The organism is Bradyrhizobium sp. 76, from assembly GCF_023073025.1.
Lineage (GTDB): Bacteria > Pseudomonadota > Alphaproteobacteria > Rhizobiales > Xanthobacteraceae > Bradyrhizobium.
In genome coordinates this window covers 699,790-722,180 of the sequence record NZ_JADPIS010000090.1, presented here as the reverse complement: position 1 = coordinate 722,180, position 22,391 = coordinate 699,790, and the positions used below count along the sequence as shown (strand labels likewise).

At 65.4% G+C, this 22,391-nt stretch carries 20 protein-coding genes; 7 read left to right on the top strand and 13 right to left on the bottom strand.

Annotated elements, in window-relative coordinates; all coding sequences use genetic code 11:
• Positions 1–112 precede the first annotated feature (112 nt).
• From glgC to IVB48_RS20005, 3 genes are read left to right on the top strand one after another with little or no spacing between them, the layout of a single operon-like run.
• Positions 113–1,375: a glucose-1-phosphate adenylyltransferase gene (gene glgC / locus IVB48_RS20015; RefSeq protein ID WP_247402082.1), complete on the top strand. Its 1,263-nt coding sequence runs from the start codon at positions 113–115 to the stop codon at positions 1,373–1,375.
• Entirely contained in the window at positions 1,372–2,826 is a 1,455-nt protein-coding gene (glgA, locus tag IVB48_RS20010) for a glycogen synthase GlgA (RefSeq protein WP_247402079.1), read from the top strand. Before glgC ends, glgA begins: the two co-directional genes overlap by 4 nt.
• A gap of 36 nt (positions 2,827–2,862) precedes the next feature.
• Positions 2,863–3,123 (top strand): SemiSWEET transporter, encoded by a 261-nt coding sequence (locus IVB48_RS20005; protein ID WP_007601071.1) that lies wholly within the window; start codon positions 2,863–2,865, stop codon positions 3,121–3,123.
• A gap of 44 nt (positions 3,124–3,167) precedes the next feature.
• Here the strand turns inward: IVB48_RS20005 and IVB48_RS20000 are convergent, their stop codons facing one another.
• On the bottom strand, positions 3,168–3,965 hold the full coding sequence (locus IVB48_RS20000) for a class III extradiol ring-cleavage dioxygenase (protein ID WP_247402076.1): 798 nt from the start codon (positions 3,963–3,965) through the stop codon (positions 3,168–3,170).
• 156 nt (positions 3,966–4,121) lie between these two features.
• Between IVB48_RS20000 and IVB48_RS19995 the strand changes: the two genes are divergently transcribed.
• Complete coding sequence (locus IVB48_RS19995; protein ID WP_007601069.1) at positions 4,122–4,301, top strand: hypothetical protein; 180 nt, start codon at positions 4,122–4,124, stop codon at positions 4,299–4,301.
• 17 nt (positions 4,302–4,318) lie between these two features.
• On the opposite strand, the gene IVB48_RS19990 is transcribed toward IVB48_RS19995, so the two are convergent.
• Both IVB48_RS19990 and IVB48_RS19985 read right to left on the bottom strand, forming a co-directional pair.
• Entirely contained in the window at positions 4,319–5,779 is a 1,461-nt protein-coding gene (locus tag IVB48_RS19990; protein WP_247402073.1) for a carboxylesterase family protein, read from the bottom strand.
• Between the two features lie 80 nt (positions 5,780–5,859).
• A complete protein-coding gene (locus IVB48_RS19985; RefSeq protein WP_027519501.1) occupies positions 5,860–6,069 on the bottom strand; it encodes a hypothetical protein in 210 nt (69 codons plus the stop codon).
• Positions 6,070–6,295: 226 nt separating this feature from the next.
• Between IVB48_RS19985 and IVB48_RS19980 the strand changes: the two genes are divergently transcribed.
• From IVB48_RS19980 to IVB48_RS19970, 3 genes are all read left to right on the top strand, one after another.
• The gene (locus IVB48_RS19980; RefSeq protein ID WP_247402070.1) at positions 6,296–8,986 is read left to right on the top strand and encodes an alpha/beta hydrolase fold domain-containing protein; all 2,691 of its coding nucleotides are present in this window, start codon (positions 6,296–6,298) and stop codon (positions 8,984–8,986) included.
• Between the two features lie 129 nt (positions 8,987–9,115).
• Positions 9,116–9,388 (top strand): hypothetical protein, encoded by a 273-nt coding sequence (locus IVB48_RS19975; protein WP_247402067.1) that lies wholly within the window; start codon positions 9,116–9,118, stop codon positions 9,386–9,388.
• A gap of 88 nt (positions 9,389–9,476) precedes the next feature.
• On the top strand, positions 9,477–9,782 hold the full coding sequence (locus IVB48_RS19970) for a hypothetical protein (RefSeq protein WP_247402065.1): 306 nt from the start codon (positions 9,477–9,479) through the stop codon (positions 9,780–9,782).
• A 21-nt stretch (positions 9,783–9,803) separates the two neighbouring features.
• On the opposite strand, the gene IVB48_RS19965 is transcribed toward IVB48_RS19970, so the two are convergent.
• The 10 genes from IVB48_RS19965 to IVB48_RS19920 all read right to left on the bottom strand — a co-directional run bounded on the left by IVB48_RS19965 (position 9,804) and on the right by IVB48_RS19920 (position 22,294).
• Positions 9,804–9,959 carry a hypothetical protein gene (locus IVB48_RS19965; RefSeq protein WP_247288109.1) on the bottom strand — a complete coding sequence of 52 codons (156 nt, stop codon included), beginning with the start codon at positions 9,957–9,959 and terminating at the stop codon, positions 9,804–9,806.
• A 113-nt stretch (positions 9,960–10,072) separates the two neighbouring features.
• Positions 10,073–10,588: a septal ring lytic transglycosylase RlpA family protein gene (locus tag IVB48_RS19960; RefSeq protein ID WP_247402063.1), complete on the bottom strand. Its 516-nt coding sequence runs from the start codon at positions 10,586–10,588 to the stop codon at positions 10,073–10,075.
• Positions 10,589–10,682: 94 nt separating this feature from the next.
• The gene (locus tag IVB48_RS19955) at positions 10,683–10,904 is read right to left on the bottom strand and encodes a hypothetical protein (protein ID WP_247402060.1); all 222 of its coding nucleotides are present in this window, start codon (positions 10,902–10,904) and stop codon (positions 10,683–10,685) included.
• A gap of 30 nt (positions 10,905–10,934) precedes the next feature.
• On the bottom strand, positions 10,935–12,185 hold the full coding sequence (locus IVB48_RS19950; RefSeq protein ID WP_247402057.1) for a DUF1501 domain-containing protein: 1,251 nt from the start codon (positions 12,183–12,185) through the stop codon (positions 10,935–10,937).
• A gap of 2 nt (positions 12,186–12,187) precedes the next feature.
• Positions 12,188–13,645 (bottom strand): DUF1800 domain-containing protein, encoded by a 1,458-nt coding sequence (locus IVB48_RS19945; protein ID WP_247402052.1) that lies wholly within the window; start codon positions 13,643–13,645, stop codon positions 12,188–12,190.
• 167 nt (positions 13,646–13,812) lie between these two features.
• Positions 13,813–16,332: a M56 family metallopeptidase gene (locus IVB48_RS19940; RefSeq protein ID WP_247402049.1), complete on the bottom strand. Its 2,520-nt coding sequence runs from the start codon at positions 16,330–16,332 to the stop codon at positions 13,813–13,815.
• Positions 16,329–16,721 carry a BlaI/MecI/CopY family transcriptional regulator gene (locus tag IVB48_RS19935; RefSeq protein WP_027570822.1) on the bottom strand — a complete coding sequence of 131 codons (393 nt, stop codon included), beginning with the start codon at positions 16,719–16,721 and terminating at the stop codon, positions 16,329–16,331. Before IVB48_RS19935 ends, IVB48_RS19940 begins: the two co-directional genes overlap by 4 nt.
• Positions 16,722–16,893: 172 nt before the next feature.
• The gene (locus tag IVB48_RS19930; RefSeq protein WP_346659004.1) at positions 16,894–18,546 is read right to left on the bottom strand and encodes an NAD-dependent malic enzyme; all 1,653 of its coding nucleotides are present in this window, start codon (positions 18,544–18,546) and stop codon (positions 16,894–16,896) included.
• A gap of 320 nt (positions 18,547–18,866) precedes the next feature.
• A complete protein-coding gene (locus IVB48_RS19925) occupies positions 18,867–19,865 on the bottom strand; it encodes a tripartite tricarboxylate transporter substrate-binding protein (protein ID WP_247402046.1) in 999 nt (332 codons plus the stop codon).
• A gap of 98 nt (positions 19,866–19,963) precedes the next feature.
• Positions 19,964–22,294 (bottom strand): mechanosensitive ion channel domain-containing protein, encoded by a 2,331-nt coding sequence (locus tag IVB48_RS19920; protein ID WP_247402042.1) that lies wholly within the window; start codon positions 22,292–22,294, stop codon positions 19,964–19,966.
• Positions 22,295–22,391: the final 97 nt, after the last annotated feature.

The window sequence follows — 22,391 nt, the reverse complement described above, 5'->3', positions numbered from 1 at the left end:
GCATTCGCAACCAACAACCACCTTCCCGATTGACTATTCGTGCCGTTACTATCGGTTCCAATGTGCGCGGCCGGGAGGCTTCTCGCGAGCGCCAGAGTTGTGGGAGAATGACATGAGTGCCGCGAGACCCGAGCCGCTTGCCCGTCAGGCCCTGGCGTTCGTCCTGGCCGGCGGACGCGGCAGCCGGCTGCTGGAGCTGACCGACCGGCGCGCCAAGCCCGCGGTCTATTTCGGCGGAAAATCCCGCATCATCGATTTCGCGCTGTCGAACGCGGTGAACTCGGGCATCCGCCGCATCGCGGTCGCCACCCAGTACAAGGCGCACAGCCTGATCCGGCACCTTCAGATGGGCTGGAACTTCTTCCGTCCCGAGCGCAACGAGAGCTTCGACATCCTCCCGGCGAGCCAGCGCGTCTCCGAAAACATGTGGTATGTCGGCACGGCCGATGCAGTCTACCAGAACATCGACATCATCGAATCCCACGCCTGCCGCTTCATCGTGGTTCTCGCCGGCGACCATATCTATAAAATGGACTACGAGGTGATGCTGCGCCAGCATGTCGAGAGCGGCGCCGACGTCACCGTCGGCTGCCTGGAGATGCCGCGGCAGGAATCTTCCGGCTTCGGCATCATGCATATCGACGAGAACGGCTGGATCAAAGAGTTCCTGGAGAAGCCGAAAGATCCGCCGCCGATGCCGGGCAAGCCGGACGTCTCGCTCGCCAGCATGGGCATCTACGTGTTCGACGCGAAATTCCTGTTCGAGGAGCTCAAGCGCGACGCCGAGGATCCGAATTCCAACCACGATTTCGGCAAGGACATCATCCCCTATCTCGTCAAGAACGGTCGCGCCATGGCGCACCAGTACTCGACCTCCTGCGTCCGCTCCGGCAGCGACCCCCGCGCCTATTGGCGCGATGTCGGCACGGTCGACGCCTATTGGGCCGCCAACATCGACCTCACCGACGTGGTGCCCGAGCTCGATTTGTTCGACAGCGCCTGGCCGATCTGGTCCTATTCGGAGATCACACCACCGGCAAAATTCGTCCATGACGAGGAGAGCCGGCGCGGCCAGGCCGTGAGCTCGCTAGTCTCGGGCGGTTGCATCATTTCCGGCGCCTCGCTGCGGCGCTCGCTGCTGTTCACCGGCGTGCGCGTCAACTCCTATGCTCAGGTCGAGAACGCCGTGATCATGCCGTACGTGAACATCGGCCGCGGCGCGCGTTTGAAGAACGTCGTGATCGATCGCGGCGTCGAGATCCCGGAAGGGCTCGTCGTCGGCGAGGATCCCGAGTTGGACGCAAAGCGCTTCCGCACCACCGAGCAGGGCATTTCGCTCATCACCCAGCCGATGCTCGACAGGCTCAATACATGACGCCTGTTCGCGTCCTCGCGGTCGCCTCTGAGGTCTATCCCATCGTCAAGACCGGCGGCCTCGCCGATGTCGCGGGCGCGCTGCCGATCGCGCTGAAGGCGCATGGCGTCGAGATGCGCACGTTGATGCCGGGCTATCCCGACGTGATGCGGATGCTGGGGGGAGCCGACGAAATCCGGCGCTGGCCGGATTATTTCGGCGGACCCGGCCGTTTGCTCGCCGGCTCGCATGACGGCCTCGATCTGTTCGTGCTCGACGTGCCGCATCTCTACGCACGGCCTGGCAACCCCTACGTGACGGCCGAAGGTGTCGACTGGGCGGACAATGGCATGCGGTTCGCCGCGCTCTCGCGCATCGCGGCCGACATCGGCCACGGCCTCGTTCCCGCCTTCGTGCCCGACGTGGTGCATGCCCATGACTGGCAGGCCGGGCTCGCGCCGGCCTATCTGCACTACGATAACCGGCCGCGGCCCGCCACCGTGATGACCATCCACAACATGGCCTATCAGGGCAAGTTCGCGCCCGAGCTGATCAGTTCGATCGGCCTGCCGTGGCGCGCTTACGGCGTCAACGACCTCGAATATTTCGGCGGCATCAGTTTTTTGAAGGCCGGCCTGCAATTCGCCGATCGCATCACCACGGTCTCGCCGACCTATGCGCAGGAGATCCAGAGCGACGAGGGCGGCATGGGGTTTGGCGGCTTGCTGCGCGCCCGCGCGCACGTGCTGAGCGGAATCCTCAACGGCATCGATGTCTCCGTTTGGAATCCGCAAGAAGATCCGCACATCGCCTACCGCTTCGGCGCGGAGGACCTCACGTTCCGGGCCGCGAACAAGGCGGTGCTGCAGCAACAGTTCAATCTGGATTCCTCGGACGAAGCGCCATTGCTCGGCGTCATCAGCCGCCTGTCCTGGCAGAAGGGGCTCGATCTCCTGCTCGAAGCCATTCCGACCATTTTGCGCGAAGGCATGCAGCTCGCGCTGCTCGGCAGCGGCGACCGCGATCTGCAGGATCGCTATCAGGCCGTTGCGCGCGCGAACCCCGGCCGCATCGGCGTCGTGATCGGCTATGACGAGATCATGGCGCATCTGATCCAGGCCGGCTCGGACGCGCTCATCGTGCCATCACGGTTCGAGCCGTGCGGCCTGACCCAGCTCTGCGCGCTGCGCTACGGCGCCGTGCCCATCGTCTCGCGGGTCGGCGGCCTCGAGGATACCATCGTCGATATCGGCGAGGCCGACAAATCGGGTCACGATGCCACCGGCTTCAAGTTCGCACCCGTCACCGCGGATGCCCTCGCCGGCACGCTGCGCAAGGCCAACATCGCCTTTCACGACAAGCTGACCTGGCGCCGCCTGCAACTGAGCGGCCTTGCGACCGACGTGTCCTGGCGCAACCGCGCCGGCGACTATGCCGCGCTCTATCGCAGCCTCATCACCGCGCGCGCCTGAGGCCCGACATCGTCGAATCAATGCTATAGAGCCGCCATGGACCCGTTCTTGATCAAGCTGATCGGCTTTGCCGCCGCGACCTGCACCACCGTGGCCTACGCGCCGCAAGCCATCAAAGTGTGGAAGACCCGCTCCACCGGTGATATTTCGCTCGGCATGTTCCTGGTCATGGTGCTGGGCCTGGCGCTCTGGCTCGTCTACGGCCTGCTGTCGGGCGATGCGCCCCTCGTCGCCGCAAACGCCATCACCATCGTGCTCGCCGGCGGCATCCTGTTCATGAAGCTGAAATACGGGTGAGCCACTCTTCTTCACCTCTCCTCGCTTGCGAGAAGAGGAGAAGATCACCCCCCGAACACATACGAAGCCATCGCGACATTCGCGACCTCGTCGACGAATACGCGCTGGCCCGCGTCGCTGCCGGCGGCGCCGGCGGCCACCATCAGCGGCAGCAGATGATCTTCGCGCGGATGGGCCAGGCGCGCGCTCGGTGCGTTCTCCCAGTCAACCAGCATCGCGTTGCGGCGCGCTGCGTCCTTGTGGCTAATCGCCTCGTTCAGATACGCCTCGAAATCATACGAGACCGGCTTCGACTCCGCGCGGCCGAACCCGCGCATGTTGTGATAGGTGAGCCCGCTGCCGACGATCAGAATGCCTTCGTCCCGCAGCGAGGCAATCGCCTGCCCGACCTTGATGTGCTCGGCCGGATCGTAACTCGATCTCAGCGACAGCAGCACGATGGGCATGTCGGCGTTCGGATACATCAGCCCGAGCGGCACGAAGGTGCCGTGATCGAAGCCCTGGTTGGGATCCTCCCGGCAATCGACGCCCGCGCGAATGAGCAGCGCCTTCACCTCCGCGGCGAGCTCGGGCCGCCCCGGCGCCGGATATTTGAGGTGATAGGTGTGCTCGGGGAAACCGTGATAGTCGTACACCATCGGCGGATGCGCCGAGGTCGACACGGTGAAGGCGTCAGCCTCCCAATGTCCTGTGATGACGAGCACGGCCTTGGGCTTCCCCGGCAAGAGCTGCGGCAGCCGGCCGAACGCCTCGGCGGTCTTCGCATATTGCACCCGCCTGTCTTCCATGAACGGCCAGGGACCGCCACCATGTGACAGGAAGAAAGTCGGAAGTCGCACCATGGGCGAAGGCTCGTTTCATTGCCAACATGCGCGTGCGAGCTGCCCGCGCGATCGGCCGCGAGCATAGGCAAACCCGTATGGTTAGCAAGACGTTAACGATTTTCCGCCCAGAATCCGGCGTAGCCGAAGGGGTCGGCCAGCAGCCAGGGACGTGAAATGAAGAAGTTTGCGTTGGGGGACGTCGTCAACAGTGACAAGGGCCGCCGCGGCGTCGTTCGCGCCGCCTACAAGTCGAAGGAAGGCCAGCAGTTCTACGCCGTCGAGAAAGACGGCGCGATGGATTATCTGGAGGAAGACCGGCTGAGCCCCGCGCCGCGTGTCGAGCTCGCGGCTTAAGTCCAACTCAACATGCCCTAACGCCCGAACCGGTCCAGGCGCTCCGACCAGGAGTCGCCTCCGCTCGCGATGCGATCGTTCGTGATCAGCAGCAGGCGATCGCTGCCTGCGGCCGCATCCCAACGCGGCAGGTCCGCACCGTTGGGATCGCCGCTCTTGGCAAAATTGATCCAGTACGCGCGCATGCGGTGTGCGACCTCGCGATCGCCTCGTGACAGGATACCTGCACCGGGCATGCCTTCCACGCCGAAGATGAACTGCAATTCCCGCCCGTGACCGCCCTCGGGGTTTGCGCGCCGTGCCTCCGGCACATAGGCGAAGCGATAGCGAAAGGTCGGCGCACCGCTGGCGGCATGCAGGCGCGCCAGCAGTCTCACCGGCTCGGAGAAGACCTTGTCGGTGTAGAACCTTGCCGCGCGGCTGGAAGGTTTGGCGAGGTCGGGATAGAGCCTGCGCAGCTCATCGCTGGTGGCGCCTGACGATGCCAGCTCTTCCCGGACATCCAGCTCGCCGTCGAAACCGGTCTCGTCGTCGTTCGAGCCTATGATCAGGGGGATGCGGCTCTCACGTCCGGCCGCGAAGCCTGCGGCGACCTCCTCGCTGACCAGACGTCCATCGATCGTCGGCCCGAAGCTGCGCGGCGATTTTTCCAGCAGATGCGTTTCGACGGCAAGCAGGCGTCGCGGGTCGGCGGCGCGCAAATCGGCCTGTCGCCCCAGCGCCGCCATGAATTGCCGCCCCACAATCTCGGCCTCTTGTGCCGAACGCAGGCGCGCACGGCCAGGAATCGATTGCAGAATGACTTTCTGGAAGAGATCACGCGATTGCTCAGACAGCATGAGCAGCGCGATCGAGGTCGCGCCTGCGCCACTGCCGAACAAGGTGACATTGGTGGGATCGCCGCCGAAGGCCGCGATGTTGTCGTGCACCCAATGCAGCGCCGCGATCTGGTCCATCAGGCCGTAATTGCCGGAACCGTCTTCCGACAGCGCGGGATCGGTGAGCCAGCCGAGCACGCCGAGGCGAAAATTCACAGTCACCACGATGAGACCGGCTTGCGCGAGCCTGGCACCATCGAACAGCGGATCATTCGCAGTGCCGCTGACGAAAGCGCCGTCGTGGATGAACATCATCACCGGCAGCGGGCCATCGACCCCGAACGGACGGAACACGTTCAGCGTGAGGCAATCCTCGCTCGATCCCGGCAGCGACGGCTGAAGACACGGCGCGCCATACGCATAGGCGGTGCGCATCTCCGAACTCTCTGGTGCAGCCTGCGGCGGACGCCAGCGCAGCCGCCCGATCGGCGCGGCCGCATAGGCCAGCCCCTTGAACGAGGCTACCTCGCCTTCGACGGCGCCGAGCATCTGTCCTTCGCGCGTCAGCGCAAACGGAAACTGGCCAACCGGCTGGGCCACGACCGGCCCGGCGCAACAGAGGACGAGAGACGTCGCAAAAAGCGCGAACACGGACCGCATCTTCGGAGCATCTCGATGCACGGAAGGATTTGAGCAGGTTATGTCCGTGGCCCGCTGCGAGGCAAGCGCCGCGGCCGCGCCTAGCTCCGCTTGGCGGCAAGCTCCGCCAGTGCGTGGCGTGCGATGATGCCGAGCTCACCGAGCGTGGTGTGACCGGATCGCGCCGCCTCGATCAGCCGCTCGGCGATGAACCTGCGGCTGTCGTGATCGCCGCCGTGCGGCAGTTGGCGGCACGTCTCCTCCAGGACGACGTCCATGTTCGCTTTGGTCCGCTCACTCAACTCTGTCATGACGCCCGTCGGCACGCGTGGCAAAACAAGAGCATACACAGGTGGATCGACCATGATTAGCCCGGGAAATCACGGCCATTGTGCATCGCGATGCGTGTGCTGCCGCAACATTCACGCGGCCATGATGACGCCGCAAATGGCTACCGAAGATTGCACATGCCGTGATGACAAGCCGAACCTGCAGCGATAGCCTGCCGGCAAAACAAAACACACGGGAGGAAATGCCATGCCTGATGCAATGGTTGCTGCGCGTGCCTCTGACGCGGGGCGCGGAACCAGCCAGCAGGTCGATGTTGCCGTGGTCGGTGCCGGATTTGCCGGCCTCTATCTTCTCCATCGGCTGCGCAAAGCCGGCCTCACGGCGGTCGGCCTCGAAGAAGCCGGCGACGTCGGCGGCACCTGGTACTGGAACCGATATCCCGGTGCGCGCTGCGATATCCAGACCATCGATTACAGCTACACCTTCGATCCGGACCTCGAGACCGCCTGGACCTGGTCGGAGAAATACGCGACCCAGCCCGAGATCCTGCGCTATCTGGGCTTCGTCGCCGACCGTTACGATCTCAGGCGTGACATTCGCTTCAAGACCAAGGTCACGGAAGCGAAATGGGACGAGGCCACCGGACGCTGGCAGCTCACCACCGACAATGGCGCGCCGGTCTCCTGCCGCCATTACATTATGGCCACCGGCTGCCTCTCGGCGCCGAAGCCGCCGGAGATCGACGGCGTCAAGGACTTCAAGGGCGAGGTTTATTTCACCGGACGCTGGCCGCATGACGGCGTCAATCTCGCCGGAAAACGCGTCGCGGTGATCGGCACGGGATCGTCGGCCATTCAGTCGATCCCGCTGATCGCACAACAGGCCGCACATCTGACCGTGTTCCAGCGTACGCCGAACTTCGCGCTGCCGGCGCATAACGGCCCAGCGCCTTCCGATCGCATGAGCCTGCTGCAAGGCGATCGCGCGGCCTATCGCGAGCAGGCGCGCCAGTCGATGGCCGGCGTACCCTATCCGCAGCAGACGGTCGTGAGCTGGCAATTAAGCGATGTCGAGCGTCGTGAGCGGTTCGAACGCGCGTGGGCGGCCGGCGACCTCGTCCACATCCTGACCCAGCTCTGGGCCGACCAGGCGGTGGACATCGACGGCAACAAGATCGTCCAGGACCTTATCCGCGAGAAGATCCGCGCCGCCGTCAAAGACCCCGAGACCGCCGCGGCGCTGATGCCGGACGATCATCCGTTCGGCGCCAAGCGGCCCTGCCTCGATACCAACTATTACGCGACCTACAACCGGCCGAACGTCACGCTGGTCAATCTGCGTCAGGAGCCGATCAAGGCGATCACCGCAAGCGGCATCACGACGGCAAGGCGCAGCGTTGATGTCGACGTCATCGTGTTCGCGACCGGCTTCGACGCCATGACCGGCGCGATCCGCGCCGTGCATCCGATCACCGGCCGTGGCGGCAGATCGCTCACCGATGTCTGGGCGCAGGGGCCGCAGACCTATCTCGGGCTCACGGTCGAGGGCTTTCCGAACTTCTTCATGATCACCGGACCCGGCAGCCCGTCGGTGCTGTCGAACATGGCGGTGTCGATCGAGCAGCATGTCGACTGGGTCGTCGATCGGCTCAAGGCGTTGCGCGACGCCGGGTTCACCACGATCGAGCCGACGGAGTCGGCGCAGGCCGGCTGGAACAGGCACATGGCCGACTGCTCGATGGTGACGCTGCACCGGCTCGCCAACACCTGGTACACGGGCGCCAACGTGCCCGGCAAGGTGCAGGGCCTGATGCCTTATACCGGCGGCGTCGGTCCCTATCGCAGCATCTGCGACGAGGTCGTCAGCCGCGGTATGCTCGGCTTCAAGCTGACCGGTCCCAACGTCGCCGCGCAATGCAATGACGGCGAGGTGGTGCGCCTCCAGCCCGATGTGCGGCTGGTGCTCAACCTGCTGGCGTCGCTCAACCTGCCGCCGATCGAGTCGATGGGCGCGCAAGGCGCCTGCGCCTTCGTCAATGAGTTCAACAAGGGCCGTCCCGCTGGACGGCCGATCGGCGAGATCGTCGACGGCACGCTGCCCGGCGCCGACGGTCCCTTGCCTTATCGGGTCTACAAACCGGCAACATCAGGGCCGCATCCGGTCGTGGTCTATTTCCACGGCGGCGGCTGGGTGCTCGGCGACGAGCAGTCGGACGAGCCGTTCTGCCGCGACATGGTGCGACGGACCGGCATGATGCTCGTCAGCGTCGGCTATCGTCATGCGCCCGAGCATCGTTTCCCGACTGCGGCCGAAGACGGCTATGCGGCGACGCGCTGGATCGCCGAGCACGCCGCCGAGCTCGGCGGCAGGCCGGGCCCGGTGCTGGTCGCGGGCTGGAGTGCCGGCGGCAACATCGCCGCCGTCACCTGCCAGCTTGCACGCGATCGCGGCGGGCCGGAGATCGGAGGCCAGCTCCTGATCTGCCCGGTCACCGACTGCACTTTCGACCGCCCCTCCTACAACGACAATGCGACCGGCTATTTCCTGACCCGTTCGCTGATGTACTGGTTCTGGGACCTCTATTGCTCGCCGGCCGACCGCACCGATCCGCGCGCCTCGCCGCTCCGCGGCAAGGTCGCAGGCCTGCCGCCGGCCTTCGTCGTCACCTGCGAGTTCGATCCCCTGCGCGACGAAGGCATCGCCTATGCCGAGGCAATGGCCGCTGCCGGCGTCCCGGTCGAGCAACTCAAGGCGCGCGGCCATTTCCATTCGTCCTTCACGATGGTGGACGTGATCATCACCGGCGCGCCGGGCCGGGTGCAGATGGCCGAGGCCTTGCGGCGCTTCGCAGGGTTGCCACCGGAGGTCAGCCGCGGCGACGATCCCAGTCAGGTTCATACCAGCCCGGGGCATAAGATCGCGGCGGCCGCGAGCTGAAAGCGAATATCGGCCGGGAACCATTTCCCGGTCACCGCGTTTGGTGCTGTGGCATTGAGATGCAGTAATGGGTGTGGGCCCCGGCACGCAGGCTAGTGTGCCGGGGTTCTTTTTGCGTGAGGCGGGACGATGGGGGACGTGGTTGGGGATTCAAAGGTCGATTTTGGTGTCCTTGCGGTGCTGCATAAATGGCCATCGCTTGCGAACCAGCGACGGACGGACAGATCGTCCTACCAGGTGATCGAGGGCACGCTCGACGAATGCATCTCGGCGTTCATGGCGAAGCCGGCGGCGACCAGGCATCTCTATGAGATCCGTACCATCGCGCAACCACCGCTGGTCACGGACATCCTCTCGCCTGAGCACATCACCGAGCTGGCGCGGCTGCGCGAATTTCTCTGATCCTCGCAGAAGCACCGGCTGAGCGCGGGAACCTTCTACCGGTTCTTCCCGTTGATGGTGATCGGAAGCGAAGGCGTGAGTGCCTCACATGCTTGAAGCCGGCGTGCCAGCCCCTGTCGTGCCCTATGGCGCAGACCAGACCCTGTTCGTGGTGATCGATCGCCGCGACAAGGCGACGGAGATCCGTGTCGAGCGAAGCGATCTCGATGCCACGATCGGCGAGCTCGTCGCCGGCTGCTTCAACGACCCCGTCAAGGTCATCTCGTTCAACACGCTGGAGCACTGGATGAAGGACATCTCGACCGACGTCGCCGGTGAGATCCGGGCGCGCTGCGACATCGATGGAGTGACGCTGCCCGACTATCTCAGCGACTTCGTCGAGAGCCACAGCTGAGCGCGCGTTGGATGATGAAAATCAGGCGCGCCGGTACTTGCCGGCGATGACCTCGATCTCGCGGCGGCGTTCGTCCGCGAAGGTCAGGAGCTTTTCGATCGTCAGCGTATCCGTGATCCGTTTGGCCAGCCGCTCGGCGCGTGCGGCCTGATCTTCGAGATACTGGATCGTGGTCAAACGCCGCCTCCCAAGAGCTTCAATCTGGAGTCCCGAATGATTGGGTATCCATGGTGGCTGGAGGCGGCTAACAGCCGGTTAAGCACAGCGTTTCGGATCGATGTCACTGCAAATTATTGCACCACGTCGAGCCTGACATTGGTGACGCCCTTGTCGACCATGCCGAGCGCCTCCGCCGCGGAGGGCGAGATGTCAACCACGCGTCCGCGAACATACGGCCCGCGATCGTTGATCCTGACGGTCACGAAGCGACCGGATGAAACGTCAGTGACGCGCAGCTTTGTGCCGAACGGCAGGCTGGGATGGGCCGCGGTCAATTCGTTCTTGTCGAACCGCTCGCCGCTCGCCGTCTCCGTGTCCGAATAGAAGCTGGCGACGCCATGCGAGACGCTTTGCTTTGCATCACCGTCGGGGACGCGCGCCCGGCTGATCGGACGTGGATGCAGCGCCGCCACCCTGTGCGGTCGTTCGACAGCGGCTTGGCGGTGGGTGCCGAGATCGGCCTTCTGGCGGCCGACGGGCGATTGCGCACACGCGGCAAGCGACGCCGCGCCGATGATGGCGAGCAGCAACCGGCACAGGGTTGCCGGCGAAATCCGGGCAGTTTCGGCACGTGCAAATCGAGACATGATACGCCCTCCGAACGAGCCCGAGTTTCGGTGGGCAATGAGGGCAGAACCTTGTCGGAACGAAAGCGCGCCTGCGGCCGCAGCCGTTTCAGGTTTAGCTGTGGCGATTCCACCACACTGGCTTGTCCTGAATCGAGACAGACTCCTGGGATAAGCCCGATACGACGCGCCAGATCGGGCGCGTCTCCGGAGGAACCTCGCCAGGCTCGGCGTCGCCCTTCAAGAGCCGTGCGAGTTCGCGCCGATAGAGCCGCCGCCAGCCGGTCCTCAGGCCGGCGAGAAAGTCGAGCTCCCGTTGTGTCAGCGTGCACATCATGAACCCGATCCGGTTGCGAGAGCCGCGTCGTCAGCCGACGAGACCTCCCATCGGTTTGACGTCGGCGCTGCCCGGGAAAATCGTATCGGCCAGCACCTTCTCCTCGACACGCAGATGATCCCTCAGCAGGCCCTTCAACACTGCGCGCAAATCCGTGGTCGGCTTGAGATCGCGATCCTCGAAGAGTTGCGCCGGCTTCAGACCCGGCCAGTCCGCGATGACGCGGCCACCGGTAAGCCCGCCACCGATCAGGAAAGCGACCGTGCCCGTGCCGTGGTCGGTGCCCTGCGTCCCATTGATGCGCGCGGTTCGCCCGAACTCGGTGACAACCGCGACGACGGTCTCGCGCCACGCCTCGCCCATGTTGCTCTCGATCGCGGCAAAGGCGCCGTCGAGCGCGCCCAGCAGATTGTAGAGCTGGCCCGAGGCCGCGCCTTCGGCGATGTGCGTGTCCCAGCCGACAAAGCCCATCGCGCCGACGCGCGGACCGTCGGGCTTTGCGAGATAGCGCGCGGCGGTACCGGCGGCTTCGGCGAAATAGGCGCGGACGCGCGCGATGCCGGGCGGCGCCAAGGTCGGATCGTCGGACATCGGATCGCCCGTGCCCGATGCGCCGCCGAGCGACGCGAGCCTCATGCGGGCCTGGAGCACGGTCGCAAGCTTCGGATCGGTGTGCCGGTAGAGATCGAGCAGGCGGCTCTGCGTGTCCTCGCTCGCCGGCAACAATCTCTGCGGCACCCATGTCATCACAGGCGCCGAACCGCGCACCACCAGCGGCGTCACAGAGCCAATGCCGAGTGCGCGGCTGCCGCGCGGGTCGACACGCCCGCCGGATTCCAGCGCGAGCAGTGCGCGGTTGAGCCATCCCGAACTCGTCATACCCGGCTTGACGAGCCCGCTCTCCAGCACGTCCTGGCCGTCGAAATGCGAACGCTCGCGATAGGGCGTCGCGGTGGCATGGACGATCGCAGCCTTGCCGCTTTTGTAGAGCCGATGCAGGTTCGGCATCGCCGGATTGAGCGCGAAGAAAGCATCGAGCGGCAGCGCGGGCGGCTTGCCGTCCAGCACCAGCGCGCGATCGCCGCGCAAGGAGATCCAGTCGGGATCGCCCACCGGCGCAACCGCGCCAAGGCCGTCGAGCGCGCCGCGCAGCACGATGACCAGCAGGCGCGGATCGCGCCCTTCGGCGCGCGCGATCCGCGGCATCTGGCTCCACGCGAACAGCGCGCCGGACCCGACCAGAAGCTCGCGCCGCGTGGGCAAATGATTGACGACGCCCATGCTCACCTCCTCTGAAAATCCGCCGACATGAACAAGAGCGCCAACGCCTGCTGCCGGCTCTCGGCGCGGCCGACCGCCTGCTTCACCTCGGCTGATATCTCCGATGCGAAGACGTCCTCGATGATCACTTGCGGATCGGCCGTGGTCGCGATGCGTTCGGCGAAATTGTTGGCGATGTCGAGCCGCCGGCCAATGCCGTCGATCCAGCTTGCCTCGTCCTCCGGATAACCCTTGGGCGCCGATGGCCGCCACAGCCCTTCACCGAGCAGCTCCTGGCCGCCGGTGAAGCGGACGGGATCGACGGTCGTGATGCCGGTCGCGCGCACCATGCCGACGCCCCACTCGCTGGGACGCTTGAGTTTCGACGGCGGCCCGCGCCACGCCTCGTCCGACGACACCATCGCGATCGCGACCTGCTTGAGATCGCCCTCGGTGTCGCGAAAAATCTTCGCCATCTGCTCGATCAGCACAGGCGGCGGCTCGTCGGCCACGAAATGTCGTGCGAGCTTGGTCGCGACATGGGTCGCGGTCGCCGGACGCGCGGCGAGATCGCGCAGCACCGCGCGGCCCTGCTCAACGTCCTCCTGCTCGTAGCGCTTGCCGAGCACGGTCTGTCCGCCGGGCTCGTGCAGCCGCGGATTGAAGGTGAATTCGCCGCCGTGCTCGGGATTGTCGCCGGGCGGCACCAGCGTCCATCCCGTCAACACATTGGCGAAGCTGATGACGTCGTCCTGGGTGTAGCCGGCGCGCACGCCGAGTGTATGCAGCTCCATGATCTCGCGCGCGATGTTCTCGTTGAGGCCGCGGCTGCGGTTGATGCCGGCGATCGAGTTCGCGCCCATCGAGCCGAGATTGTCGAGATAGAACAGCATCGCCGGATGGCCCTCGACGGCCAACAGGAGATCGACGAAGCGGCCGAGCGTATTGGCGCGAACGGCTTCGCGCTCATAGGCGCCGGACATGCTCTGGATCTTGTTGGCTGAGATGCAGAAATGGTTGGACCAGAACCACACCAGCCGCTCGGCGAAACCGATGTCGGCAGAAAGCGCGGCTTCCGTGCGCACCTTGGCTTCCTGCAAATAGATCGGACGCCCCGGATCGGGCACGGCCTCGGCCGCCTGCTTGGCCGCCATCTCGGCGGCATCCTTGTCCGCTCCCTGGCCTTGCGTCTGGTCTTCCGACATGGTCGGCGTCGCCGCCACCTGCTGCTTTTTAGCTTGCTGCTGGGCTTGCTTGGCGCGCGCGGCGCGCCGCGCATTGGCATCGGCCACGGTGCGATAGGCCTTTGCGCTGGAGGGAAGGCTCGCGGCGGCGTTGAGGACGAGCGGGCCGTCGAGCTCGGCGACCAGCGCGCCACGCGGGTCGGTCCCGAGAGCCGCAATCGATCCCGGACGCGGCCCCATCCCGAAGCGATGAAGCGCCAGCACGGCCTCGGCCTTTGCCTTTGCAGAACTGCTCATGGCGAATGCCCAATCCTTTCGAGCCTGCCGACGACTTCGGCGCGAAGCTACGAAGCGTAATGCTACATACTGTAGCATTCACGACAAAGACCGGCAAGCGAAGATTGAGAGAGCGCCGTCAACAACTCGGGAGCCGCCGGTCCTGCAGATCAGCGGCGGCGATCCTTCTAGAAATTGGGCCCGAGCGCGATCTTCGTGATCGTGCCGTTTCTGACGCCGATGCGCCATTCCGCCGAACCGTTGGCGAACTGGGCGACATAGATGTCGCTGTCGAGCGCGGTGACGCCGCGGAAGGAGACCGCACGCAGCGCACCCAGCCGCGTTAGAATCGCCTGATCGAACGGAAGCTGCGCGCGTGTGATGTCGGCCACTTCCGACGTCATGCGCTCGTAGTCCGGCTGTCCCTTGCCCACTCCCTCGATGTAGCGACGCAGCATCTCCTCACCATTGGCGATCGGAACGGCGCGCCGTGCCGCGCGACTCGGACGCGCGCCGAGGTTCGAAGCCTCGACATTGTGGAAGCGCGTTTGCCGGCCCGGCACCAGGATCTCCATGCACCGTCCCGACTTGTCGGCAATCACCCACGGATTGTTCACGGTGGTGGTGGAGGCCCAGGTCATGTTGGGCCTGACGGCGCTCTGCGTCCTCCGATTGCCGTCGGCATCGAGATTGAAGACCTGGATGTCGTCGCCCATTTCGTTATAGACCATGATCCTGATCGGCGAGGTGCCGGCGCGACCGCGCACGTTCGCCTCCTCAGAGCAAGGCACGATGCCACCGAGCTCGTCGTTGCCGTCGGCTCTGAAGATGACATCGCCGGCCTTGCCGTCGGGCTCGAGCAGCAGGCGGAATTCGGCCGTACCGTTCTCGAACTTCGCGCCGTAGATGTCGTAGCCGCCGGGTCCGACGCCGCGGAAGAAGATCGATTCCAGCCCGCCGAGCGCAACGAACGTCGCGTGCATTTCATTGAGCTGGCGGTGGAGCTTGGCGGCGAGCGGCGCGCTCATGCGGTCGTAGTTCGGCGTGCCGGCGCGCAGATCCTCGATCCCGCGCACGATCATCTCCTTGCCGCCGACGGCCGGGACCTGCTCCCTGAAGCGATCGGGGACTTCGGCAAGGCGGCGCGCGAAATCCGCTTCGACCGCCTGAGCCACCGCCGCATCGACGCGGGCCGCAAGACGGGCGCCGAAAACCGCACTTTGTAGCAACACGCGCGAGACCCTCGACTGCTCGTCGCGCAGGAAGATCACGAGATGGTCGCCGCGGAAGGAGAAGGCATCAGTGCCCTCGGCCAGGATTTGCGTCGTGCCCTGCCCGGTTTCCTGCAACCAGAGACGATCGCCATCGCGGCGCACGGTGAGCACGCGGTTCGGCGCAATCCTGTACCAGCCGACATATTGATCGAGCGAGGCAGGTTCGGTTGTCGGCGCCGGCATCTCGGTGACACGCACCGCGCGCACGTCGCGGCCGTTGATCCGCAGCATCAGTTCGGAGGAGCGACGTTCCGCATCGAGCGGGAACGTGATCTCGCCCGACGAAGCCATGTAGGACGCTGTGCCGTCGCTGCCGACCGTCAGGCGCAGCCGTCGCTGCCCGGTGAGCTGGCCGGAGAGATCGTCACCTTCGCGGAAGATGGCGAACACCGAGGCCGGACCCATGGCGTAGAAATTGACGAAGGGGCGGTAATGCTGGGCCGGCACCTCGCCGCTAACCGCGGCGAGCGGCGCAGGCTCCGGGGTACGATAGGCGATCATGCCGGCGGACACGATCACGGCCGGGACGATCGCGGCCGCGATCCACGCTCGCTTGCGCCAGCCGACCGCGACGGGCATCGCGGCAGTCGCGATGATGCGCTCGACGCGGGCGCGCACGGTCGAGGCCCGCGCCATCGCGAGCTCGAGCGGGCGCGGGTTTACCGTGCTTGCGAAATCAAGCAGGATTTCCGCATAGGACAGCCGGTCGTCGATCACCTCGATGGCCTCGGCGTCGCTGATGATCTCGGCAAGTTCGGCAAGACGCGCGAGCTGCCACCAGGCGAACGGGCTGAACCAGAACACCGCGCGATTGAGAGAGGCGAGCAGGAGGATATAGAAATCGCGGTTGGCGACATGCGCGCCCTCATGCGCGAGCACCGCGAGCCGCTTCTTGGCGTCCCAGCCGGCAAATTGCGGCGGCACCAGAATGGTCGAGCCAAACGTGACGGGACCGCCGACGTCGCGACTGACGCGCACATCGGCGTCGACCAGGTGCGGACCATTGATCGGCCTTGCCGCGCGCGCGAGGCGCCAGGTCAGATAGAGGCCGATGGCCAGCCGCAGCAGCAACAGGCTGGCGACGGCGACATGGACGATTGTGGCGACAAGCCACCAATTGATCGAGACGCCGCTCTGCGCCGGGGAAGCAATCGCCGCGCCGGGCGCGATCGGCTGCATGGGCTGCGGCATCTCGAACATCGAGATGTCAGCCGGCAGGACATCAGCCGGCACCGATACCGACAACGGCAGCCGGGTGATCGTGACCGTCGGCCAATGCATCACCACGGGCATCGCCAGCGATGCCAGCAGCACGACGACCCACGCTGTCATGTGGACGTGCGGATTGCGCACGCGAAACAGGTTGAGGCCGAACCAGACGACGCCTCCCAGCACAAGGGAGCGCAGCGCCGCCTCCGCCAGAGTTGCGATCATTCTTTCTTCACTCCCCTCGCCTTCTTCGCCTTGGCGACCTGGTCGGCCAGTGTGCGCAGCTGCTGCTGGTCGAGCATTGCATTGTCGACCATGCCGACGAGGACCTCCTCCATCGAGCCGTTGCAGAACCAGTCGACGATGCGCTGCACCGCCTTGGCCGCAACCCGCGCGCGCGCTTCGGCTGCGTGGTAGACATAGGTGCGTCCGTCCACCGTGTGCCGAGCATAGCCCTTTTCTTCCAGCCGGCGCAGCACCGTGCGCACGGTGGATTCCTTCAGCCGACGCGACAGCTTTTCGCGCACAATTTCGGCCGTGACAGGACCATGGGCCCAAACCAGTTGCATGACCTCGTGCTCGAGGTCGCCCAGGTCGGGCAAACGATCGTCCATGGCGGCTTACCTTGGTTTTCGAATTTTCCTGTAGCGCTACAGAGCGTCGCATATACCGCCGCGCCGCGCAACGGGGTTTCTACCTGAAATGGTATCGGATGCTGACCGAACGGGGCTTGCTTTAGGCGGTCGTCATGCCCGGACTTGTCCCGGGCATGACGATGCGGAGGCTTCAGTACTTCGGCTCGTACATCTGGGACTGAACCAATCCCTTCACGTCGTTGGGCGCGGGTCCGTCCGCGAGTCCGCGCTGATAGGCGACATCGGCGACGGCGGCAGCGATGCGGACCGAGACCTCGCGGATGCGCGGCAGCGCCGGGTAGAGGCTGCCTTGCGCAAGATCGTCCTTGCCGACGCAATCGGCCAGCGTATGGGCGGCCGCCATGAACATCTCGTCCGTCACCAGCCGCGAGCGGCTGGCGATAACGCCGAGGCCGACGCCCGGGAAGATGTAGGAGTTGTTGCCCTGGCGCGGCACGAAGGTGCGGCCGTTCAGCTTCACAGGATCATACGGGCTGCCGCAGGCAAACAGCGCGCGGCCCCCGGTGTAGCGGTAGGCGTCCTCCGCCGAACATTCGGCCTTCGAGGTCGGGTTGGAGAGCGCGAACACGATCGGCTGTTCGTTGAGCTCGGCCATCGCCTTGAGCACCTCGGGCGTGAAGGCGCCGCCGACCGCGGCAACGCCGATGATCGCCGTCGGCTTCAGCGTCCTGATCGCGGTGAGGAAGTCGGCGATCGGCGCCTGGTCGGCATGGGCATAACGGAGCTTGTGACCGGACAGGCCTTCACGGCCGCCAACGACCAGGCCGCGGGAATCCACCAGCCAGTTGCGGCGGAGCGCTTCGGCCTCGGAGGCGCCCTCCGCCATCATGGCGGACGTCACGAGATCGGCGATGCCGGTCGCGGCCTCGCCCGCGCCGAGGAACAGGATGCGCTGATCCTTCAGCTTGCCGCCGTTGACGCGCAAGGCCGAGAACAGGCCGGCGAGCGCAACCGCGGCCGTGCCCTGGATGTCGTCGTTGAAGACGCAGGCCTCATCGCGGTATTTGTGCAGCAGCTTGAACGCCGAGTGGTTGGCGAAATCCTCGAACTGGATCAGCACTCCCGGAAAGGTCTTGCGCGCGGCGACCATGAACTCGTCGACGAAGCTGTCATAGGCCTCGCCCGTGAGCCGCCGCTCGCGTAGGCCGAGATAATACGGGTCTTTCAGGAGCTCTTCGTTGTTGGTGCCGACGTCGAGCACGATCGGCAGACACGTTTCGGGATGCACGCCGGCGCAGGCCGAATAGAGCGAGAGTTTACCGACCGGAATGCCCATGCCGTTGGCGCCGAGATCGCCGAGGCCCAGGATGCGCTCGCCATCGGTGACGACGATCAGCTTGGCCGGATAGGGCCAGTTCTTCAGGATCTCGGCGATCTGGCCGCGATCGCGCGAGGAGATGAACATGCCGCGTGGCCGCTGGAAAATCAGGCCGTATTTCTGGCAGGCGAGCCCGACCGTCGGCGTGTAGATGATCGGCTGGATCTCGTCGATATTGTCGACGACGACGCGGAAGAACAGCGCCTCGTTGCGGTCATGCAACGCATTCAGCGCAACATATTTTTCGAGATCGGTCGGCAGCGTGCGCAGGTTGACGAGCACGCGCTCGACCTGGGTCTCTATCGTCAGCACGCAAGGCGGCAGCAAGCCGCGCAGGCCGAGGTCGTCGCGCTCCTGCGCGGTGAAGGCGGTGCCCTTGTTGAGCAGGGGATCGCGCAGCAGCGCCATGCCGTGCACGGAATCGGACGATGTCGAATGGGCGCTGACCCGAGCAGGTCTATTCACGAATTCCCCCAGGGAGTTTCTTATTGAAGGTCGGGCATTGTCGGCCAGCGCTCACCTGAGATCAAGGACGCAGAAAACCGCGGCAAGCATTGTGATCCCGCACCGCAGCGAGATTTTGGTGACAGACCGGTCGTCGTGCGCACGAAAAGGTTAACGCCGCGAGGCTCTCGCCCCTCATGGTGAGGAGCGCGGAACGCGCATCTCCGGACGATGCTTTGCATCGCCGGGCGAATCATGCAGGCCCTGCTCTCCGCGGCGCATCCTTCGAGACGCCCGCTCCGCGGGCTCCTCAGGATGAGTCAGTGGTATGGGCGACAGCGTTACTCCGCCTTGATGTCGGCGGCCTTCACGATCGGCCACCATTTCTCGGTCTCGGCCTTCTGGAAGGCTCCGAGCGCCGCGGGCGTTTGCTGATCGGGCGGAGGAATCTCCTGCCCCAATTCGCCAAACCGCTGCCTGACGGAAGCGTCGGCAAGCACGGTGACGATGGCCGCGTTGAGCTTCGTGACGATCTCCTTCGGCGTGTTCTTCGGTGCCCAGATGCCGTGCCAGTAGGAGATGTAGAGACCGGGCAGCCCCGCCTCGTCGACGGTCGGAATATCGGGCGCGGAGGCGAGCCGCGTCGGCGACGTCACCGCGAACGCCTTGATCGCACCGTTCTTGTAGTGCGGCAGCGAATTCGAGGCCTGATCGAACATGATGTCGATCTGCCCGGCCACGAGGTCGATCATGGCGGGCCCCGCGCCGCGATAGGGCACGAACTGGAAGTCGGTGCCGGTTCTCTCCTTGAAGAAGACACCGGCGACGTGGGCCCCTGTGCCGGCGCCGGCGGTGCCGGCAGTCACCTTGCCCGGATTGGCCTTCAGCCACGCGATCATCTCTTTCAGGGTGTTGGCCTCGAGCGACTTCCGGCCGACGATGAGCTGCGTGCCCATCGCGATCGTCGCGACCGGTTCGAAATCGGCGATCACGTCATAGGGCAGCTTGAAAATCGCGCCGTTGAGCACATGCGTGCCCCAATGGCCGATCGTGATCGTGGTACCATCAGGCGTTGCGCGCGCGACGCGGGCGCCGGCGATGCTGCCGGAGGCGCCCGCCACGTTTTCAACGACGATTGTCGTGTGCAATTCGGCGGCGATGCGTTCGGACAGGATGCGCGCCAGCGTATCGGTCGGACCGCCCGCCGCGAACGGCACTACGAGGGTGATCGGCCGCGACGGAAACGGCTGCGCGCTCGCAGGAGCGGTCCAAGCCGCACATCCGAACAACGCACAAATGACGATCACATGACCGCGCAGTCCAGCCCACCGCCCCTGCATTCCATCCACCCTTTTTTGCCGCCCGCATGTCGTCAGCGGGCTGGGGCGAAGTGAACGCTGCCGGTTCGACCAAGGCAAGCGGTAAGTTTACCGCGCCACTATCCTGCGGCTCGACGCGGCGTCAGATGAGCGGCGTTGTCAGCCGGCGGCGCGATGTGCATCAGGATGGTCTGGGTGGCCGATGCGACCTCGATGCCGTTGTGCTGGAAGCGCTGCTTCATGCGACGGTTGAATTCGCGCTGCACCGGCCAGCGGCCGGCCTCGGTGCAGCGGATCTGGCCGACGATCGACACCATGGCGCCGTCGACCTTGTCGATGCCCCAGAGCTCGAGATCGCCGCGGATCAGGCTGCGGAATTCGACCTCGCGGCGCATCTCGTCGACGATATCTTTGAGGATCTGGCCGGCGCGGTCGGTGTCTTCCTTGTAGGCGACGTTGACGCTGACGGACGCATTGCCGGCGCCACGGCTGGCATTGGTGATGGTGGTGACCGCGCTGAACGGCACGATGTGAACGGCACCGTCGCCGGCCCGCAGCCTGATCGTGCGGATCGAGACGTTCTCGACCACGCCCGATAGCCCGGACACGCTGACGCTGTCGCCGACCTGGACGGTGTTCTCCAGCAGCAGGAACAGCCCGGTGATGAGATCCTGCACCAGCTTCTGCGAGCCGAAGCCGATGGCGATGCCGACGATGCCGGCGCCCGCCAGCAGCGGCGCGACGTTGACGCCGATCTCGCTGAGCGCCGTGAGGCCGACGATGGTCGCGATCACGCACAGCAAGGCCGTGCGCAGCATCGGCTGAAAGGTCCGCAGCCGCGCTGCGCGGGCATAGTGCCCATCGCGCGACAGCGTATTGATCTGGCGGTCCAGCAGCGCGTTGCTGGCTTCCCAGATCGCAGCTGCGATGAACACGGCAAGTCCGATCGTCACCACCGCCGAGATCAGCCGGCTGCCGATCTGGCCGCCATAGAACCAGACGATGGCGTCGACGCCCCAGACTTCGAGCACGGCCACCAGGCCGATGAAGGCGATCACGCCAGATACGATCTTGCGCAGCAGCGGCAGGTAGCGGTTGGCGCGGATCTCGAGGCCCGGAAACCGCTGGAGGATTTCCGGCTTGATGCGGAAGCCGCGGTCGATCAGGCCCAGCGTCAGCATGATGGCGACACGCGTGATCAGCGCCACCGCGATGGTGCCGACGAAATATTGCAGCAGCAACGAATAGCCGTTGCGGATGTTCAGCGCCCACACCGCCCACAGCGCGAGGTCGAGGGCGATGGCAAGATAGTGCCAGCTGCCCGCGATACGGTTGCGCAGTCGCGCCGCGATCCCCTGCCGGTCGGCCGGCGCACGGATGGCTTCGGCGACCTGGCGGCGGCATTGCAGGATGATGACGACAATGAAGAGATGCACGACCAGCATCACCATGCGCAAGAGCGCGGCATAGCCGGCGCGATGCAGGCCGAGCAGCAGCGCCACATTGGCAAAGGCGATGCCGGAGACGCCCACGCCGACGATACGGCGCGCCCAGATCTCGATATAAGCGGCGGTTTCGGCCTTGACCGGAAACAAGCCGAACGGTCCCGCCAGCACACAGACCACACAGATGAGCCCGCGCGAGAACGCATAGGCGTTGACGACGGCGAGGATCACGAGGCGGACGGTGGTGGGCTCGCCGATCTCGGTGCCGAGCAGCGCCGTGGCGACTCCGACAAAGACCAACACGGGTAGCAGCTCGAGCAGGAAGCGTCCCAGCACGAGCGGCAGCCGCAGCATGATTTGCCAGGCCCGCGCCAAGCTGTGGCGGCGCATTTGCAGTTCGGGCGCCGGGGTGACATCGGCGACCGATGACGGCGGATCGGCAATGGGCAACACCTGCACCGGCAGGCGCGCCGTTTGCGGCATGCGCCCTTCCAGGAACGCGACGGGGCGGCGGATCAGACGGAAGATCACCCATTCGGCGCAGAAGGCGCAGCCGAACACCAGCGCGAGCTTCCAACCAATCTCGATCAGGAGATTGTAGGCCGCGGGATCGTTCGCGGTCCGCACGATCCAGTAGTAGAACGCCGGGAAGTGGGTGAGCGTCCTGGCCATATCGGCGACGTCTCGCGAAATTTCGCCGATCTCCTCGGACACGGTGAGCATGAGCTGCGCACCGAGGCCGTCGGCCGCGAGCGGGATCGGCGATTTTGGCTCGGGCGCGGACTGCTGTGGACCGGACGCATTGGCGATCACGCGCAGCGTGTCGATCATCTGCGCGCGTTTCTTGTCGTCCTGAAGCGTGTCCAGCGCGCGCTTGGCCTCATCGGGCGACAACGCGGCAGCGCTGTTTGCCGCCGGTGCAGGCGGCGCGGCGCGGGTGCTGGAGAGAGATGAGATCGCGATCAAGAGCGCGGCGAGAAGCGCGGAGGCAAGCTTATGCGACACGAGGGATTCCCTGGGAAAAATGAATGCGACGGCGACGTCGGGACCGTCACCGCCGAAGCACATGCATCATGTCGGATCGACGCTATTCGCCCGGGCG